This window comes from Streptomyces sp. NPDC048106 (assembly GCF_040706415.1).
Taxonomy (GTDB): Bacteria; Actinomycetota; Actinomycetes; order Streptomycetales; family Streptomycetaceae; genus Streptomyces.
Genome location: NZ_JBEZND010000008.1, coordinates 106081 through 124118 on the forward strand (window position 1 = coordinate 106081; position 18038 = coordinate 124118).

17 protein-coding genes and 1 pseudogene are annotated in these 18038 nt (G+C 70.9%); 9 read left to right on the top strand and 9 right to left on the bottom strand.

Annotation, left to right across the window (positions count from 1 at the left end; genetic code table 11):
* The first annotated feature begins 108 nt into the window (after positions 1-108).
* The 3 genes from AB0927_RS10690 to AB0927_RS10700 all read left to right on the top strand — a co-directional run bounded on the left by AB0927_RS10690 (position 109) and on the right by AB0927_RS10700 (position 2057).
* Positions 109-705 (top strand): 50S ribosomal protein L25/general stress protein Ctc, encoded by a 597-nt coding sequence (locus AB0927_RS10690; RefSeq protein ID WP_366667190.1) that lies wholly within the window; start codon positions 109-111, stop codon positions 703-705.
* A 156-nt stretch (positions 706-861) separates the two neighbouring features.
* Positions 862-1464: an aminoacyl-tRNA hydrolase gene (gene pth, locus AB0927_RS10695; RefSeq protein ID WP_366667191.1), complete on the top strand. Its 603-nt coding sequence runs from the start codon at positions 862-864 to the stop codon at positions 1462-1464.
* An 83-nt stretch (positions 1465-1547) separates the two neighbouring features.
* Entirely contained in the window at positions 1548-2057 is a 510-nt protein-coding gene (locus AB0927_RS10700) for a hypothetical protein (protein ID WP_366667192.1), read from the top strand.
* A 68-nt stretch (positions 2058-2125) separates the two neighbouring features.
* Here AB0927_RS10700 and ppc read toward each other — a convergent pair whose 3' ends face one another.
* Complete coding sequence (ppc, locus tag AB0927_RS10705; RefSeq protein WP_366667193.1) at positions 2126-4870, bottom strand: phosphoenolpyruvate carboxylase; 2745 nt, start codon at positions 4868-4870, stop codon at positions 2126-2128.
* Positions 4871-5174: 304 nt separating this feature from the next.
* Between ppc and AB0927_RS10710 the strand changes: the two genes are divergently transcribed.
* Together AB0927_RS10710 and AB0927_RS10715 are read left to right on the top strand one after the other, a co-directional pair.
* Positions 5175-6182, top strand: coding sequence for a fatty acid desaturase (locus AB0927_RS10710; protein ID WP_366667194.1), 1008 nt, complete (start codon positions 5175-5177; stop codon positions 6180-6182).
* Complete coding sequence (locus AB0927_RS10715) at positions 6179-6856, top strand: TetR/AcrR family transcriptional regulator (RefSeq protein ID WP_366667195.1); 678 nt, start codon at positions 6179-6181, stop codon at positions 6854-6856. Before AB0927_RS10710 ends, AB0927_RS10715 begins: the two co-directional genes overlap by 4 nt.
* A gap of 12 nt (positions 6857-6868) precedes the next feature.
* Here the strand turns inward: AB0927_RS10715 and AB0927_RS10720 are convergent, their stop codons facing one another.
* Together AB0927_RS10720 and AB0927_RS10725 are read right to left on the bottom strand one after the other, a co-directional pair.
* Positions 6869-7228, bottom strand: coding sequence for a glyoxalase (locus AB0927_RS10720; RefSeq protein ID WP_366667341.1), 360 nt, complete (start codon positions 7226-7228; stop codon positions 6869-6871).
* 2 nt (positions 7229-7230) lie between these two features.
* Positions 7231-8043, bottom strand: coding sequence for a trans-aconitate 2-methyltransferase (locus tag AB0927_RS10725; RefSeq protein WP_366667196.1), 813 nt, complete (start codon positions 8041-8043; stop codon positions 7231-7233).
* Between the two features lie 103 nt (positions 8044-8146).
* Between AB0927_RS10725 and tamR the strand changes: the two genes are divergently transcribed.
* Positions 8147-8644, top strand: a complete 498-nt coding sequence (tamR, locus tag AB0927_RS10730) for a MarR family transcriptional regulator TamR (RefSeq protein WP_285563086.1) — start codon at positions 8147-8149, stop codon at positions 8642-8644.
* On the opposite strand, the gene AB0927_RS10735 is transcribed toward tamR, so the two are convergent.
* Positions 8603-9370: a response regulator transcription factor gene (locus tag AB0927_RS10735; RefSeq protein ID WP_366667197.1), complete on the bottom strand. Its 768-nt coding sequence runs from the start codon at positions 9368-9370 to the stop codon at positions 8603-8605. The genes tamR and AB0927_RS10735 overlap by 42 nt on opposite strands.
* 106 nt (positions 9371-9476) lie before the next feature.
* Between AB0927_RS10735 and AB0927_RS10740 the strand changes: the two are divergent.
* A pseudogene (locus AB0927_RS10740) lies at positions 9477-9926 on the top strand (GNAT family N-acetyltransferase); the annotation flags it as partial.
* Positions 9927-9939: 13 nt separating this feature from the next.
* Here the strand turns inward: AB0927_RS10740 and galK are convergent.
* The 3 genes from galK to galT are packed head-to-tail and all read right to left on the bottom strand — an operon-like array spanning position 9940 to position 13111.
* Entirely contained in the window at positions 9940-11091 is a 1152-nt protein-coding gene (gene galK, locus AB0927_RS10745) for a galactokinase (RefSeq protein ID WP_366667198.1), read from the bottom strand.
* Complete coding sequence (galE, locus tag AB0927_RS10750; protein WP_366667199.1) at positions 11091-12053, bottom strand: UDP-glucose 4-epimerase GalE; 963 nt, start codon at positions 12051-12053, stop codon at positions 11091-11093. Before galE ends, galK begins: the two co-directional genes overlap by 1 nt.
* Positions 12050-13111, bottom strand: a complete 1062-nt coding sequence (gene galT / locus AB0927_RS10755) for a galactose-1-phosphate uridylyltransferase (protein ID WP_366667200.1) — start codon at positions 13109-13111, stop codon at positions 12050-12052. Before galT ends, galE begins: the two co-directional genes overlap by 4 nt.
* A gap of 158 nt (positions 13112-13269) precedes the next feature.
* Here galT and AB0927_RS10760 point away from each other — a divergent pair, with 158 nt between their 5' ends.
* Both AB0927_RS10760 and AB0927_RS10765 read left to right on the top strand, forming a co-directional pair.
* Positions 13270-14964 carry a sodium:solute symporter family protein gene (locus tag AB0927_RS10760; protein ID WP_366667201.1) on the top strand — a complete coding sequence of 565 codons (1695 nt, stop codon included), beginning with the start codon at positions 13270-13272 and terminating at the stop codon, positions 14962-14964.
* 20 nt (positions 14965-14984) lie between these two features.
* Complete coding sequence (locus AB0927_RS10765; protein ID WP_366667202.1) at positions 14985-15302, top strand: hypothetical protein; 318 nt, start codon at positions 14985-14987, stop codon at positions 15300-15302.
* Here the strand turns inward: AB0927_RS10765 and AB0927_RS10770 are convergent.
* The gene (locus AB0927_RS10770) at positions 15299-15979 is read right to left on the bottom strand and encodes a LuxR C-terminal-related transcriptional regulator (RefSeq protein WP_366667203.1); all 681 of its coding nucleotides are present in this window, start codon (positions 15977-15979) and stop codon (positions 15299-15301) included. The two genes, AB0927_RS10765 and AB0927_RS10770, sit on opposite strands and share 4 nt — an antisense overlap.
* Positions 15980-16196: 217 nt before the next feature.
* Positions 16197-18035, bottom strand: coding sequence for a PQQ-binding-like beta-propeller repeat protein (locus AB0927_RS10775; RefSeq protein WP_366667204.1), 1839 nt, complete (start codon positions 18033-18035; stop codon positions 16197-16199).
* Between the last annotated feature and the right edge of the window lie 3 nt (positions 18036-18038).

The following is an 18038-nucleotide window of genomic DNA, read 5'->3' on the forward strand; positions in this document are numbered from 1 at the left end:
AGGCCGTACGCATGCGTACGGCGGTCCGTTATCGACGCGCTCTTCGTAGCAGGCCGTTCGTGGCCGGGTGACCACGTCCGTTCCCAGTTACTACGAGGAGTGATCCCTATGTCCGAGGTGAAGATCGCCGTCGAGTCCCGCACCGAGTTCGGCAAGGGTGCGGCCCGCCGCATCCGCCGCGAGAACAAGGTTCCGGGTGTTCTGTACGGCCACGGTTCCGACCCGCTGCACCTGACCCTGCCGGGCCACGAGCTGCTGCTGGCGCTGCGTACGCCGAACGTCCTGATCTCCCTGGACATCGACGGCAAGACCAACGAGCTGGCGATCCCGAAGTCCGTGGTCCGCGACCCGCTGAAGGGCTTCCTGGAGCACGTCGACCTGCAGCTGGTCAAGCGCGGCGAGAAGGTCACGGTCGAGATCCCGGTGCACACCGAGGGCGAGCTGGCCCCGGGTGGCAACCTGCTGGAGCACGTCCTGGCCGCGCTGCCGGTCGAGGCCGAGGCCACGCACATCCCGGAGTCGGTCACCGTCTCCGTGGAGGGCCTGGCGGCCGGTGCCTCCATCCACGCCAAGGACATCACGCTGCCGAACGGCGTGTCCCTGACCGTCGAGGAGGACGCGGTCGTGCTCCAGGTCCTGCAGGCGCAGGCCGAGGAGACCGCGGGTGAAGAGGCCGCCGCGGGCGAAGAGGCCGCCGAGGCCTGACCGGCGGTTCGGCCGTGACAGAGCTTGGCCCTCGTCGGTAGGCGCCCGGCGCTGTCGGCTGTGCCCACCCGTTCCGCCTTGCGGAACGACTGCCCACAGCGGTATACAGCCGCTGCTTCCCCCGGGGAGCAGCGGCTGTATCGCATTTGAGGAGACATGGACGTGACCACCCCCGCCAGTGCCCCCTGGTTGGTTGTCGGGCTCGGGAATCCCGGGCCGGAGTACGCGATGAACCGGCACAACGTCGGTTTCATGGTGGCGGACCTGCTCGCGCAGCGGATCGGGGGGAAGTTCAAGCGGGCGGGGAAGGCTCAGGCGCAGGTGCTGGAGGGCCGGATCGGTCCCGCGGGCCCCGCCAACCGCCGGGTGATCCTGGCGAAGCCGATGTCGTACATGAACCTGTCCGGTGGCCCGGTGAACGCGCTGAAGGACTTCTACAAGGTGCCGGTGGCGAACATCGTGGCCGTGCACGACGAGCTGGACATCGACTACGGCACGCTGCGGCTGAAGCTGGGCGGCGGTGACAACGGGCACAACGGCCTGAAGTCGATGACGAAGGCGATGGGCGCGGACTACCACCGGGTCCGGTTCGGGATCGGCCGTCCGCCGGGCCGTATGCAGGTGGCGGACTTCGTGCTGAAGGACTTCTCCTCGGCGGAGCGCAAGGAGCTGGACTACTTCGTGGACCGTGCGGCGGACGCGGTGGAGGCTCTGGTGATCGAGGGCCTGGAGCGGGCGCAGAGCACGTACAACTCCTGAGCGGGGTGTCCGGGGTGCGTACACCTCCGGACTTGTACGGCTATGCCGCCCGGCCGAGTTGACCGGTCGCGGGGGTATGGCCAATGATCCCGGCCATGCCTGCCACCGCCAGCCGTTCCGCTGTCCAGGCGTCCGTGTCCGCGTTGCGGTTCGGGCGGGTCGCGTTGATGGGCGCGCTCGCCGCGCTGATCGTGTTCGCGGGGCTGTGGGGTTCCTGGGGGAACGCCCAGCATGTGCTGCTGACCAAGGGCCGGGAGCAGGGCACGGTGCGGGTGACCGCGTGTGCGGACCACGTGTGCGGCGGTCCGTTCACGCCGACGTCGGCGGGGGCGCGGGCCCGTGCGCGGGTGGAGCTCACGGAGACGGTCGCGGTGCGCAAGGGGCGGACGTACGAGGTGGTGCTGAAGCCGGGCGGCTCCGAGGCGCTGCGTTCGGGTCCGGCGGGGATCCTGTACGCCTGGGTGCCGCTGGGCGGGGCGTTGCTGCTGGCCTCGGTGGTGGTCGCGGGCGGTATGCGGCTGAGGCGGGTGGCGTGGGGGCTGGGGCTGTCGGGGCTCGCGGTGCTGACGGCGGCGTTCGTCGCGGTGCAGTGAGGCGGGACGTGAAATGAGGGTGCCCCCGGGGTCGTACGACCTCGGGGGCACCCTCGTGTGTGTGCCGGTCAGCCGGTGTTGCGCAGGCCCGCCGCCACGCCGTTGACGGTGAGGAGCAGGGCGCGGGAGAGCAGCGGGTCGGGGTCGGCGCCGGCGGCGGCCTCGTCGCGCTGGCGCTTGAGCAGGGCGACCTGGAGGTAGGAGATGGGGTCCAGGTAGGCGTCGCGGATGGTGAAGGTCTGCTTGAGGACGGGCTGGGCGTCGAGGAGTTCGTCCTCGCCGGTGATGCGCAGGACCTCGTGGAGGGTGAGTTCGTGTTCGGCCTTGATGGTGTCGAACACGTGCTTGAGTTCGTCGGGGACGAGGGTGTCGACGTAGTGCTGGGCGATCCGCAGGTCGGTCTTGGCGAGGGTCATCTCCACGTTGGAGATGAAGTTGCGGAAGAAGTGCCACTGTTCGTGCATCTCGGCGAGGACCGCCTCGCCTTCCTGCCGCAGGCCCGCCTCGCGCAGGGCCTTGAGGCCGGAGCCGACGCCGAACCAGCCGGGGACGATCTGCCGGGACTGGGTCCAGCCGAACACCCAGGGGATGGCGCGCAGTCCGTCGAGCGAGACGCCCGAGCCGGGGCGGCGGGAGGGTCGCGAGCCGAGGTGCAGGTCGGCGAGCTGGTCGACCGGCGTGGAGGCGAGGAAGTACGTCGGCAGGTCGGGGTCCTCGACCAGGCGGCGGTAGGCGGCGTGGGCGGCGTCGGAGACGACGTCCATGGCCGCGTCCCAGCGGGCGCGGGCCTCGTCGGACTGGCGGGGCGCGGTGTGCAGGGCGGAGGCCTGGAGGGTGGCGGCGACGGTGAGTTCCAGGTTCTCCCGGGCCAGGGCGGGGATCAGGTACTTGTCGGAGATGACCTCGCCCTGTTCGGTGACCTTGATCTCGCCTTCGAGGGTGCCCCAGGGCTGGGCGAGGATGGCGTCGTGGGAGGGGCCGCCGCCGCGGCCGACGGTGCCGCCGCGGCCGTGGAAGAGGCGCAGGCGTACGCCGTAGCGGTGGGCGACGTCGCGCAGCCGGCGCTGGGCGCGGTGGATCTCCCACTGGCTGGTGGTGATGCCGCCGAACTTGGAGGAGTCGGAGTAGCCGAGCATGACCTCCTGGACGTCGCCGCGCAGCGCGACCAGGCGCCGGTAGGACGGGTCGGAGAGCATCTCCTCCAGGATGGTGTCGGCGGCGCGCAGTTCGTCGGTGGTCTCCAGGAGGGGGACGATGCCGATCTTGGCCCAGCCGGCGTGCAGGTCGAGGAGTCCGGCCTCGCGGGCGAGGACGGCGGCGGCGAAGACGTCGTCGGCGCCCTGGCACATGGAGATGATGTAGGACTCGATGACCTCGGGGCCGAAGACGTCGAGGGCCTTCTTGACGGTCTCGAAGACGCCGAGGGTCTTGGCGCCGGCGGCGTCGACGGGGGCCGGGGTGGAGGCGAGCGGCCGGCGGGAGCGCAGCTCCTTGGCGAGGAGTCTGGTGCGGTAGTCGCGGGGCATGTCGGCGTAGCGCCAGGATTCCTCGCCGAGCCGGTCGAACAGCTGGCCGAGGGCGTGGTGGTGGGCGTCGGCGTGTTCGCGGACGTCCATGGTGGCGAGCTGGAGGCCGAAGGCGGCGAGGGTGCGGATGGTGCGGCTGAGGCGGCCGTCGGCGAAGAGGGCGCCGCGGTGCCGGCGCAGGGATTCCTGGACGAGGCGCAGGTCGGCGAGGAGTTCGCCGGTGCCGAGGTAGTCGCGGCCTTCCTCGTGGGGGATGCCCTTGGCGAGGCGCAGCTTGGTGTTCTCCAGCTTCTGCCGGATGCAGGTGGCCTTGAGGCGGTAGGGCTCTTCGGCGTTGAGGCGCTTGTAGCGGGGGCTGATCTCGGGCAGCCGCTCCAGGTCGGCGCGCAGGGAGTCGAGGAGTTCCTCGGTGGCTCCGGTGTAGCGGATGGAGTTGGAGAGGAGTCCGCGCAGTTCGTCGATCATCTCCAGGGCGTCGTTGATGCCGTGTTCGTGCTGGAGGATGAGGACGTCCCAGGTGACCTGGGGGGTGACGTTGGGGTTGCCGTCGCGGTCGCCGCCGATCCAGGTGCCGAAGGTGAGGGGGCGGGTGTCGTCGGGGAGGCGGACGCCGACGCGCTCCAGTTCCGCGGTGAGGTCCTCCAGGACGTCGCCGACGGCGTCGGCGTGCAGTTCGTCCAGGTAGTAGATGGCGTTGCGGGCCTCGTCGGCGGGTTCGGGGCGTACGACGCGCAGCTCGTCGGTCTGCCAGACGAGGTCGATGTTCTCGGCGAGGCGGACGTCGTGGCGGCGGCGGTCGGAGTCCAGGACGGGGGTGTCCAGGAGGGCCGCGATGCGCCGGAGCTTGTTGAGGACGGAGCGGCGGGCGGCCTCGGTGGGGTGTGCGGTGAAGACGGGCCGGACGTTGAGGTTGCGGACGGTGGACCGCAGGTGCTCGGGGTCGGCGTCCTTGAGGCGGTCGGCCGTCCGGGCGATGAGGCCGCCCTCGGCGGCGCGCCGGGCGCGCAGTTCGCGGCCTCGGTGCACCTGTTCGGTGATGTTGGCGAGATGGAAGTAGGTGGAGAAGGCGCGCACCAGCTTGGCTGCGGTCTCCAGTTCGGTGCCGCGCAGCAGCTCGGCGGCGGCCTCGCCGTCCTCGCGGGTGAGGCGGCGGACCTTTTCGACCAGATCGAGGAGTTCGGGCCCTTCCTGCCTGACCAGGGTTTCTCCGAGGAGATCACCCAGGCGGCGGATGTCGGCGCGCAGCTCGGTGCTGGTCGTGGTGGTCTGGTCGTCGGCACTGCTCACAGGTGCGGCTCCTTGCAGTGTTGAAGCTCGACTGAGTGGAAACCCGGCCGTCTGCCGCGCGGCCTGGTGCCGCATACGGGCCGGAGCGTCCGGGAAGGAAACTTCAGCGGACCGCGCTGTCCGACCGATTCCAAGGATAGGTGGCGATGGGGACGCGCAGGATCTGGGGCTCTTGCCGCCGCGCGACACGCTGCCATACTTACGATGCCGTAGGTTACGGAACCGTAGGGATGCACGGACTCCTCGCGTCCGGTTCCGGTGGCCCGGCACCCACCCCCGACCCTCGACCCCACAGGGGACGCGCATGACCTCACATTCCGATGTGATCGAAGAATCCCGTAAGGCCACTGACACTTCTTCTCCCCTGGCGACGCTGGGCGGTGAGCAGAAGCGCTCGATCGAGCAGATCACGCTGCTGCTCTTCATCACCGTGCCGTTCCTGGCGCTGGTGGCCGCGGTGCCGCTGGCCTGGGGCTGGGGGGTGAGCTGGCTCGATGTGGGCCTGCTGGTGTTCTTCTACTACCTCGGATGCCACGGCATCACGATCGGTTTCCACCGGTATTTCACCCATGGTTCGTTCAAGGCGAAGCGGCCGCTGCGGATCGCGCTGGCGATCATGGGGTCGATGGCGGTCGAGGGCCCCTTGGTGCGCTGGGTGGCCGATCACCGCAAGCACCACAAGTTCTCCGACGCGGAGGGCGACCCGCACTCCCCGTGGAAGTACGGCGAGACGGTTCCGGCTCTGATCAAGGGCCTGTGGTGGGCGCACATCGGCTGGATGTTCGACGAGGAGCAGACGTCGCAGGAGAAGTTCGCGCCGGATCTGATCAAGGACCCGGCGCTGCGGGCGGTCTCCCGGCTGTTCGTGCTGTGGACGTCGGTGTCCCTGCTGCTGCCCGCGCTGATCGGCGGTCTGGTGACGATGTCCTGGTGGGGCGCGTTCACCGCGTTCTTCTGGGGTTCACTCGTCCGGGTGGCGCTGCTGCACCATGTGACGTGGTCGATCAACTCGATCTGCCACGCGGTGGGCAAACGGCCGTTCAGGTCGCGGGACCGCTCGGGCAACGTGTGGTGGCTGGCGGTGCTGTCCTGCGGCGAGTCCTGGCACAACCTGCACCACGCCGACCCGACGTCGGCGCGGCACGGGGTGATGCGCGGGCAGATCGACTCCTCGGCCCGGTTCATCCGGATCTTCGAGCAGCTGGGATGGGCGTACGACGTGCGCTGGCCGTCACGCTCGCGTATCGATTCGCGCCGCAACTCCGCGGATGACGGCTCCCGGCGCCGGAAGGACACGGCCGAGGCGGCATGATTGACGCCGTGTCGACCGATTCGAGCAGCAACCCAGGAACTGACAAGCAGAAGCGGCCCCGCCGGACCCGTATGACCGGTGCGGAGCGCCGCCAGCAGTTGCTGGAGATCGGTCGCACTCTCTTCGCGGCGAAGGGGTTCGAGGGCACGTCGGTGGAGGAGATCGCGGCGAGGGCCGGGGTCTCCAAGCCGGTGGTGTACGAGCACTTCGGCGGCAAGGAGGGGCTGTACGCGGTGGTGGTCGACCGTGAGATGCGGCGGCTGCTCGACATGGTGACCAGTTCGCTGACGGCCGGCCATCCGCGTGAGCTGTGCGAGCAGGCCGCGTTCGCGCTGCTCGACTACATCGAGGAGTACACGGACGGGTTCCGCATCCTCGTCCGCGACTCGCCGATCCCGCAGTCGACGGGGTCCTTCGCGTCGCTGATCTCCGACATCGCCACCCAGGTGGAGGACATCCTGGGCCGCGAGTTCAAGTCCCGCGGTTTCGACCCGAAGCTCGCCCCCCTCTACGCCCAGGCCCTGGTCGGCATGGTCGCCCTGACCGGCCAGTGGTGGCTGGACGTGCGCCGCCCGAAGAAGGCGGAGGTGGCGGCGCATCTGGTGAACCTGGCGTGGCACGGCCTGGACGGCCTGGAGCAGCGGCCGCGGCTGATAGGCCACCGCAAGGCGTAGGTACGTCCCCGGCTACCGGGGTTCCAGGAACTCCAGCCGGTTGCCCACCGGGTCCTGCGAGTAGAAGCGCAGATGGCCGGGGAGGTTGTCGTCCCAGGTCACGGGCGCGCCCCGGGCGGCGATCCGGGCGGCGTAGGCCTCGATGCCGCGGACCCGGAGGCCCGGGTGGGCCTTTTTCGAGGCGCGGAAGCCGGGTTCGACGCCGAGGTGGAGCCGCACCGACCCTGCCTCGAACCAGCAGCCGCCACGGGCCGCGAGCACCGGCGGCTTGGGGACCTCGGTCATGCCGAGGACTCCGACGTAGTACGACCGCAGGGCGTCCTCCGCTCCGGGCGGCGCCGCGAGCTGTACGTGGTCGACGGCCGCGAGCATGATCACGCCCCCTTCACGGCGACGGCGAACAGGCGGCGGAAGGGCAGCACCGTGCCGTAGGGCGCCCTCGGGTAGGCCTCGCGGAGCAGGTCGCCGTATTCGGCGAGGAACGCGTCCCGGGCTTCGGGGTCGTCGGCGAGCGCGGTCAGGACGGGCCGCAGGCCGGTGCCCTTCATCCAGTCGAGGACCGGGTCCTCGCCCTCCAGGACGTGCAGGTACGTGGTCCCCCAGACGTCGGCGGCGCAGCCGAGGCGGGCGAGCCGGTCCAGGTAGGTGCCGGGGGTGTGCACGGAGTCGGTGCCGCGCAGGACCCCGGTGAGCCGGGCCCGCCAGCGCGGGGTGGCGGCCAGTTCGCGCATGAGGACGTGCTGGGGGGCGTCGAAGTTGTCCGGCACCTGGAAGGCGAGGGTGCCGCCGGGCGCGAGGGCCGCGGTCCAGTCGGCGAGCCGGTCGAGATGCCCCGGTACCCACTGGAGGGTGGCGTTGGAGACGATCAGGTCGTACGGCTCCTCGGGCGTCCAGGTGCGGGCGTCGGCGTGGGCGAAGTCCAGGCGGCCGCCGCCGGCCGTGGGGCCCTCGTGCCCGGTGCGGGCCCGGTCCAGCATCTCGGGCGAGTTGTCGTAGCCGGTGATGTGCGCGGTGGGCCAGCGTCCGGCGAGCGTGGTGGTGACGTTGCCGGGGCCGCAGCCGAGGTCGGCGATGCGGGGCCGGGCGCCCGGCAGGTCGGGGACGCGGGCGAGGAGGTCTGCGAAGGGGCGGGCCCGGTGGCCGGCGTGGCGGAGGTACTGCTCGGGGTCCCAGGTCGGTGTCGTCATGGTGTCCACCTTCCCGCCCCCATTATCTTGATGTCAAGATACTTGAGCAAAAGATACTCGGTTCCAAGAGACTTCACGTCGACACAACCACTACACTGATCTCATGGAGGACGAGGTCGATCGGCTGGTCGCAGCGTGGCGCCGGGAGCGCCCGGACCTCGATGTGGAGCCGCTGGAAGTGCTCAGCCGGGTAAGCCGGCTCGCCCGGCACCTGGACCGCGCACGCCGGCTCGCGTTCGCCGAGCACCAGCTGGAGCCCTGGGAGTTCGACGTGCTGACCGCGCTGCGGCGCGCGGGCACGCCGTACCAGCTCTCCCCCGGGCAGCTGCTGACCCAGACCCTGGTCACCTCGGGCACCATGACCAACCGGATCGACCGGCTGGCGAAGAAGGGCCTGGTCGAACGGCTCCCCGACCCGAGCGACCGGCGCGGTGTGCTGGTGCGGCTGACCGACACCGGCCGGGACCGCGCCGACGAGTCGCTCGCGGGGCTGCTCGCGCAGGAGCGGGCCATCCTCGGCGAGCTGTCCCGGGCCCAGCGGGCGGAACTGGCGGGATTGCTACGCCAGTTGACCGCCCCGTTCGACAACGTCCCCGGCTAGGTCCACCGGGCCCACCCCGGCCCGCCGGGCGAGGGCGACGGCGGCCAGGGTGGAGTGGACACCGAGCTTGCCGAGGACGTTCTGCATATGGGTGCGGACGGTGTGCGGGGAGAGGAACAGCCGTTCGGCGACGGCCTTGCGGCCCAGGCCCGCGACCATGCAGCGCAGCACCTCGCGTTCCCTCGGCGTGAGGGACTCCACCAGGCGCTCGCTCTCGGTGCGGTGCCTGCGCGCGGCGGTCAGCTCCTTGAGCACGCCGGTCAGCAGGGCGGGCGGCAGATGCGTCTCGTCGCGCAGGACGCCCCGGATCACCGCGAGCAGCCGGGACAGGGAGCAGTCCTTGGCGACCCAGCCGCAGGCACCGGCCCCCAGGGCGAGGGCGGCGCGCCGCGGATCGTCCTTCTCGGCGAGCACCACGGTGCGCACGGCGGGCTGGGCGGCCCGCACCCCCGCGACCAGCGAGAGACCGTCGACCAGCCCCTCCTCGTCCGCCTCCCGCACGGGCACCGGCGACCGGCCACCGGTCGGCCGCGTGCCCAGTCCCGCGTCCACGAGCAGGACGTCGTAGCGGCGGCCCTCGGCGACGGCCCGCTCCAGGCAGCGCAGCGCGGCCGGGCCGCTGCCTGCGGCGGCGACCTCGACATCGGGCTCGGCGGCCAGAGCGGCGGCGAGCGACTCGGCGAAGATGCGGTGGTCGTCCACGACCAGGACTCGGATACGAACCACAGAACCCCCTGAACGGCACCGGCCCCCACCGGTCGCTGTATCTCAGCGTACGGATACCGGCACGCAGCGGAAGGAGATTTACAGAACTGGCTTGTCCGGCACGTTTATGGTGTGCCGCATGTTTCGTATCGAGGCGGAAGTCGACAAGGCGCGACAGGATCTGCTCCGGACCCGGCTGATGGACACCAACACGGCGGCCTCCCCGGTCCTCGCGGCCCTGCGCGGCGCCCCCGCCGGACGCGAAGTCCCCCTCCACGTCTGGGCCCTCGATCCCTCCGGTGCCCTCGCGGGCGGTCTGGTCGGCCACACCTGGGCCGGCTGGCTCCACGTCACCTACCTCTGGGTGGACGCCCCGCACCGCGGCACGGGCCTCGGCAGCCACCTCCTGGGCCGGGCGGAGCACCTCGCCGTCACCGACCGCGGCTGCTCGGCGTGCCGCCTGGAGACCTGGGACTTCCAGGCCCCGGACTTCTACCGCGGCCAGGGCTACGAGGTGGTCTGCGAGATCCCCGACTATCCCCCGGGCGTCACCGAGTACACGCTGGTGAAGCGCCTGGTCCGACGGGGGTTCACAGGCGGCGCGCGCCCGCCGACGGCACCGCCTCGAACACCCGCGGAGCCCTGCGGTCCGCCGCCGCGAAGGCCGCCTCCAGGGACGTGGTCAGCGAAGGGACCGCGGCGGACTCCGTGAGGACGATGGCCGAGCCGCCGAAGCCGCCGCCGGTCATGCGGGCGCCGAGGGCGCCGTGCGCGAGGGACGTGTCCACCACGAGGTCCAGCTCCGGGCAGGAGACGCGGAAGTCGTCGCGCAGGGAGGCGTGGCCCTCGGTGAGGATGGGGCCGATGGCGCGGGGGTCGCCGGCGCGCAGCAGCTCCACCGTGCGTTCGACGCGCTCGTCCTCCGTGACGACGTGCCGGACCAGGCGGCGGATCTCCTCCTCGTCGCCCAGGCGGGCGAGCGCCGCGTCCAGGTCGGCGTAGGCGATGTCGCGCAGGGCGTCGACGCCGAGCAGGGCCGCGCCCTTCTCGCAGCCGGCCCGGCGCCTGCCGTACTCGCCGCCGCTGTGGGCGTGCTTGACCTGGGTGTCGACCACCAGCAGGCGCAGGTCCTCGGCCGCGAGGTCGAAGGGGATCTGCCGCCGGGACAGGTCGCGGGTGTCGAGGAAGAGGGCGTGGCCCGGTTCGCAGCACGCGGACGCGGTCTGGTCCATGATGCCGGTCGGCGCGCCGACGTAGACGTTCTCGGCGCGCTGGCAGAGCCGGGCCAGCCTCGGGCGGGAGATTCCGAGGCCGTACAGGTCGTCGAGCGCGAGGGCGATCACGACCTCCAGGGCGGCGGAGGAGGACAGGCCCGCCCCCGCGGGGACGGTCGAGGAGAGGTGGACGTCCGCCCCGGTGATCTCGTGACCCGCCTCGCGCAGGGCCCAGACGACGCCCGCCGGGTACGCCGTCCATGCGGGGTCGCCGCCCGGGGCGAGCGCGTCGAGGCGCAGTTCCACGACGCCCCCGCCCATGTCCGCCGAGTGCAGGCGCAGCAGGCCGTCCGTCCGGCGGGAGACCGCCGCGACCGCCTGGTGGGGCAGGGCGAACGGCATGACGAAGCCGTCGTTGTAGTCGGTGTGCTCGCCGATCAGGTTGACCCGGCCCGGCGCCGCCCACACGCCCTCCGGACGCGCCCCGTACAGCTCGGTGAAGCGCTCGGCGACCTGCTGTGCCCCCACTAGTCCTCCTTGGCCACGTGCTGTGCGAACGCCCAGGCGTCCGCGACGATGCCCGCGAGGTCCGCGCGGGTCGGGTTCCAGCCCAGTTTCTCGCGGGCGCTGTCTGCGGCGGCGACCAGGACGGCCGGGTCGCCGCTCCGGCGCGGGGCGGTGACCTCGGGGATCGGGTGCCCGGTGACCGCGCGGGCGGTCTCGATGACCTGGCGCACGGAGAAGCCGTTGCCGTTGCCGAGGTTGCAGATCAGGTGCTCGCCCGCGCGGGCCGCCGGCAGCGCCAGCAGGTGGGCGTCGGCCAGGTCCGCCACGTGGATGTAGTCGCGCACGCAGGTGCCGTCGGGGGTCGGGTAGTCGTCGCCGTAGACGGAGATGGCGTCGCGGCGGCCCTGGGCGACCTGGAGGACGAGCGGGATGAGGTGCGACTCGGGGTCGTGGCGCTCGCCGTACGCGCCGTACGCGCCCGCCACGTTGAAGTAGCGCAGCGAGACCGCCGCGAGGCCGTGGGCGTGCGCCTCACTGGTGATCATGTGGTCGACGGCGAGCTTGGTCGCCCCGTAGGGGTTGGCCGGGCGGGTCGGGGCGCTCTCCGTGATCGGAACCTGCTCGGGCTCGCCGTAGGTGGCGGCCGTAGAGGAGAAGACCAGCTTGCGCACGCCCGTCTCGCGCATGGCGCCGAGCAGGGCGAGGGTGCCGGCGACGTTGTTCTCCCAGTACTTCTCGGGCTTCGCCACGGACTCGCCGACCTGGGAGAACGCGGCGAAGTGCAGCACGCCGTCATAGGAGGCGTCGAGCCACTTGGCGGCGTCGCGGATATCGCCCTCGACGAAGGCGGCGCCGGCCGGGACGCCCGCGCGGAAGCCGGTGGAGAGGTTGTCGAGGACCGTGACCTCGTGTCCGGCCTCCAGCAGGTGCTGGGCCACCACGCTGCCGACGTAACCCGCGCCACCCGTCACCAGGTACTTCATGAAGTCGCTACCTCTCGCAGTCGCTCGGCCGCCCGTTCCGGCGGCACGTCGTTGATGAACACGCTCATGCCGGACTCGGAACCCGCGAGGAACTTCAGCTTGCCGGAAGTGCGGCGGATGGTGAAAAGCTCCAGATGGAGCGCGAAGTCGTCCCGCGTGACCCCCTCGAACCCGTCGAGCGCGCCGAACGGCGCCTGATGCCAGCCCGAGATGTACGGCGTCGGCGGCTCGCCGGGGCCGAAGATCCGGTCGAAGCGCCTCAAGAGTTCCAGGTACACCTGGGGGAATTCTGTGCGCGCCGCCTCGTCCAGGGCGAGCAGGTCGGGGACGCGGCGCTTGGGGTACAGGTGGACCTCGTACGGCCAGTGCGCCGCGTACGGCACGAAGGCCGCCCAGTGTTCACCCTCAAGGACGACCCGCTCGCCGGCGAGTTCCCGCGCCAGGACCGCGTCGAACAGGTTCTCCCCGCCGGTGGCCTCCTTGTGGGCGGCGAGCGAGCGGAGCATCAGCGCGGTGCGCGGGGTGGTGAAGGGGTAGGCGTAGATCTGTCCGTGCGGATGGCCGAGGGTCACGCCGATCTCGGCGCCGCGGTTCTCGAAGCAGAACACCTGCTCGACGAAGGGGAGTCGCGACAGCTCCGCCGTCCGGTCGGTCCACGCGTCCAGCACCAGGCGCCCCTGTGCGGGGGTCAGGTCGGCGAAGGAGGCGTCGTGGTCGGAGGTGAAGCAGACGACCTCGCAGCGCCCGGAGTCGCCGGCGAGCGAGGGGAAGCGGTTCTCGAAGACGACGACGTCGTACGAGGAGTCCGGGATCTCGCTGAGCCGCTCCCCCTCGGTCGGGCAGAGCGGGCACTGGTCGGCCGGCGGGTGATAGGTCCGGCCCTGCCGGTGCGAGGCGACGGCGACCCGGTCACCGAGGAGCGGATCGCGGCGGATCTCGGAGGTGGTGGCCGTGCGTTCGAGCGGGCGGCGGTCGGCGGCCTCGCGCACGGTGTCGTCCCGCAGGTCGTAGTAGATCAGCTCACGGCCGTCGGCCAGCAGGGTCGGGGTCTTCTTCACGCCGGACTCCTCTCAACAGAATCAAACATAACAGACCACAACCCGACACAGAATCAGATCATCACAATCAAACAAAGAACATCAACAGAAGTGTTCATTTTCTAAACACAGAGGCGTAGGTTCCGCACTGTTCAGTTCGCGCAACGAAGCGAGTTCACATGCACACCCCCACATACGCGCATACGTATCTGGCGGCGGCCGGGCTACGGCTCCCGACCAACTGGCTGGACTACACGATCCTGGCGATCTACTTCGTCGTCGTGCTGGGCATCGGCTTCGCGGCCCGCCGGTCGGTACGGACCAGCCTCGACTTCTTCCTCTCCGGACGCTCGCTGCCCGCCTGGATCACCGGCCTCGCCTTCATCTCGGCGAACCTGGCGGCCACCGAGATCCTCGGCATGGCCGCCAACAGCGCCCAGTACGGCGCCTACACCGTGCACTGGTACTGGATCGGCGCGATCCCCGCCATGGTCTTCCTCGGCCTGGTGATGATGCCCTTCTACTACGGCAGCAAGGTCCGCTCGGTCCCCGAGTTCCTGCTGCTGCGCTTCGACAAGGCAGCCCATCTGCTGAGTTCGATCCTGTTCGCCTTCGCCGCGATCCTGATCGCCGGCGTCAACCTGTACGCCCTCGCGATCGTGGTCGAGGCGCTGCTGGGCTGGCCGCAGTGGGTGGCCATCGTGGTCGCCGGCGCCTTCGTGCTCGCGTACATCACGCTGGGCGGCCTGTCCTCGGCGATCTACAACGAGGTGCTCCAGTTCTTCGTGATCCTCGCCGCGCTCATCCCGATCACCATCCTCGGCCTGCGCAAGGTCGGCGGCTGGGGCGGGCTGACCCACAAGCTCGCCGAGACCCACGGGCACAACTTCACCACCGCGTGGGGCGGCACCGGGATCGGCAGCGCCAACCCGCTCGGCGCGAACTGGCTGACCATCGTCCTCGGTCTCGGCTTCGTGCTCTCCTTCGGCTACTGGACCACCAACTTCGCCGAGGTTCAGCGCGCCCTGTCCGCGAAGAACCTCTCGGCGGGGCAGCGGACGCCGCTGATCGCCGCGTACCCGAAGATCTTCATCGTCTTCCTGGTGATGATCCCGGGCCTGGTCGCGGCCGCGCTCGTGCCGAACATCGGCACCAGCGGCTCCGGTCTCCAGTACAACGACGCCATCCCCTACCTGATGCAGGAGCTGCTGCCCAACGGTGTGCTCGGCATCGCGGTCACCGGTCTGCTCGCCGCGTTCATGGCCGGCATGGCGGCCAACGTGTCGTCCTTCAACACCGTGTTCACCACGGACATCTGGGCGAAGTACGTGGTGCGCGGGCGGGAGGACGCGTACTACGTCCGGTTCGGCCGGTGGATCACCGTGATCGGCGTCTGCGCGTCCGTGGGCACGGCGTTCCTCGCGTCGTCGTTCTCGAACATCATGTCCTACCTCCAGACGCTGTTCTCCTTCTTCAACGTGCCGATGTTCGTCGTCTTCGTCGTCGGCATGTTCTGGAAGCGGGCGTCGGCCAAGTCGGGCTTCTGGGGGCTGCTCGCGGGCACCGTCACCGCGATGGTCAACTACTTCCTCCTCTACAAGAAGGGGATCATCGGCATCCCCTCCGACCAGGGCGCCAACTTCGTCTCCGCGATCGCCGGGTTCGTCGCCGGCGCGGTCGTGATGGTCGTCGTGTCCCTGTTCACCAGCCCGAAGCCGGCGAAGGAGCTCCAGGGGCTGGTCTACGGCACCCGGTCGCCGGGGATGTCCGAGCCGCCGGCGCCCGGTGACGACGCGTGGTACCGCAAGCCGGCCCTGCTGGGCTGGGGCGCGGTCGTGCTCGCCGCCGCCTGCTACATCCCGTTCTCGTTCTGACGCGGGAGGATCGAGGGAACATGTCCGAGAACTCCGAACACCATTACACCGAGGGCGAGATCGCGCGGGAGGTCACCGAGCTGGAGAACAGGTCGGCGACCGCGGCCCGCATCTTCGATCTGCGCCGCATCATCGGCGGGCTCTTCGTGGTCTACGGCGTGATCGTCACGATCGCCGGCATCACGGACTCCCAGGCCGCGATCGACAAGGCCCAGGGCGTCAACATCAACCTGTGGACCGGGATCGGGATGCTGCTGCTCGGCGTCTTCTTCCTGGCCTGGCTGAAACTCCGGCCCACGGCCCCGCCGGTCCCTTCCCAGGAACAACCGGAGGACTAACGCGGCGGGGCCGCCGGGCCCACCCGGTCCAGCAGCCCCGTGCGCGCGGCCAGCGCCGCCGCCTCCAGCCGTGAGCCCACCCCCAGCTTCATCAGCACGCGCTGCACATGGGTGCGGGCCGTGCTCGGGGCTATCCGCATGCCGGAGGCGATGACGCGGGTGTCCTCGCCGTCGGCGACGCGGACGAGGACCTCGACCTCGCGCGGGGTCAGGACGCCGAGCAGGCGCTGGGCCTCGTCGTCGGGCTGGGCGGTGGGGTGGAGGAGCTCGGCGAACGCCTCCTGGAGCAGGGCGGGGGCCACCGCCGACTCCCCCGCCCGTGCCTTCAGGAGCGCGCGCTCGACGCCCTCGATGCGCTCGTCGTGCCGCACGTAACCGGACGCCCCGGCGGCGAACGCGGCGGCGATCCCGCGCGGCGACGGCACCGGGCCGAGCACCACCACCGCCACCTGCGGCCGCTCCCGCTTGATCTTCACCACCGGGTCGAAGACGCCCGGTTCGGCCGGGGCGGCCGTGCCCAGCAGGCACACCTCCGGCGCCCGGGCGATCACCAGGTCGGCCGCGCCCGCGGCGGGCGCGGCCGACGCGAGCACCCGGTGCCCGCGCAGTTTCAGCGCCGATGCCAGCGCCTCCGCGAGCAGGCGATGGTCGTCCACGACCATGAGCCGTACTCCCATAGAGAAACCCCCCAGTCCCGCCCATGGACGCCCCACTATGGACGTCCACCGGCCCGAAGGACAGAGGGCCCCCCGGCACCCCGCCCCTTTGCATGCCCCCGGAAGCTACACGCTTGTTCGACGCCGCGCTGCCCCTGGACAGCAGAAGTGCCCCGGATCGACGACATCCGGGGCACTGCTTGCCGAGTCACCCTTTCGGGTGAACGTGCGGGGGCGGTCAGCCGTCCGTGCCGAAGGCCAGCACCAGGTACGACTTGTCGTCGCCCGGGTCCGCCTTGTCGACGAAGACGTCGGACATGTACAGCCGGCCGTTCGCGTAGAGGATCTCCGCGTAGTCCGGCAGCATGCCGCCCTCCGCCCGCCGGACGCTCTCCGTGGAGGGGTTCTCCAGGAGCTTGGTCTCCTTGAAGGTGGAGCCGTCGATGCTGACGATCTGTCCGCCCTTGTCGTAGGGCGGCTTCTTGTAGGCGATCAGGTTGGGGCCGTCCGTGCGCAGCGGCGACAGCAGGTAGCCGTCCCCGGCCTCGGCGCGCTGGCCGGTGGGCTTGCCGGTGGCCAGGTCGAAGGCGACGACCTCGTTGGTCGTGCTGTAGGAGGTCCCGCTGCCGTCGTGCTCCTCCGTCGGCACGAACAGCTTGCCGCCGCCGACGGCGATCTCGTGGCAGTCCTCGATGCGGGTGATGCCGTCGCAGCGGCCGCCGTAGGTCTTGCCCGGCGCGGAGATCCGGGCGAGCAGCTTGCCGGTCTTGTTGTCGATGGAGAAGTAGTCCGAGATGCCGCTGCCGTCGCCCGCGCTGTCGCCGACGTCGGCGGCCACCACCAGGGGATCGGTGGAGACGACCGAGGCGTACTCGATGCCCGGGTCCATCTTGTACTCGGAGAGGACCTTGCCCGACTTCGGGTCGATGGTCTGGATGGACAGCTGGGTGTTGTCCGAGTCGCCACAGCTGCGCACCGCGACCAGCTTGGCGCCGCCGCCGTAGCCGGCGTCGTAGCAGTCCTCGCCCGGCTTCGGCTGCCACAGCGGCTTGCCGGAGTCGATGTCGAAGGCCGCGCCGCCGTTGCTGTCGCCGAGCGCGACGGTGTGCTGGGACACCGTCACGTTCTGGTAATTGACCGGGTACTCACCGGAGTTGACGGTCCGCGTCCACAGCTTCTTGCCCATGTCGAGGTCGATCGCCGCGATGTCGGAGCAGCCTTCGTACTTCTTGTTCGTCGGCTGGTAGGTGATCGCGGTCTTGTTGTCGTCGGTCAGGTGCCGGCTGGCCGCGCAGACCGGGCCGGGCAGCTTGACCGTCCACAGCTTGGTGCCCTTGACGGGGTCGTAGCCGTCGATCTCGTTGACGCCGGTCTTGGCGTACACCTTGTCGGTCAGCCAGGAGCCCGAGGTGGTCACCGTGTCCTGCACGGAGGGCGTGGGTATCTGGAAGAGGACCTTGGCCGCCGGGTTCGCCGGCGCCTTCTCCTTGCCGCCGGTCGACCCCCCGGAGCCCTTGTCCTGGCCGCCGCCGCTGCCGCCGTTGCCGCCGGAGGAGGAGGCGGTGTCCTGCTTGGTGCCGCCGTCACCGGAGCCCGCGTACCAGATGCCGCCGACGACGATCAGCGCGATGACGACGACCGCCGCGATGACGATGTACAGCGCGGTGTTGTTGCGCCCGCCGCCATTGCCCTGCTGCTGCATCGGCATGGTCGGGGGCTGGCCCGGATAGCCGTAGCCCGGCTGCGCGGACGGCTGCATGGGCTGGGCGGGCATGGCGTACGGGTTCTGCTGCGGCGCCCCGTAGGGGCCGGGGGGCTGCTGGCCGTACGGGTTCGGGGGCGCGGCGGGGTAGCCGTAGCCCGCGGGCTGGGCCGGGGGCGGCGGCTGCGTCGGCTGCGGGTAGCCGTAGCCGGGCCCCGGCTGCGGCGGGGGTCCGGCCGGCTGGGGTTGCTGCGGGGGACCGGCCGGCGGCGGGGGCTGCTTGTCCGGGGAGTGCGGCGGGTTCTGCGGGGCCGGCGGGCCGAAGCCCCCCTGCTGCGGGGGCTGGTTCGGCGGGGGCGGGGGTGGCTGGGTCATGGC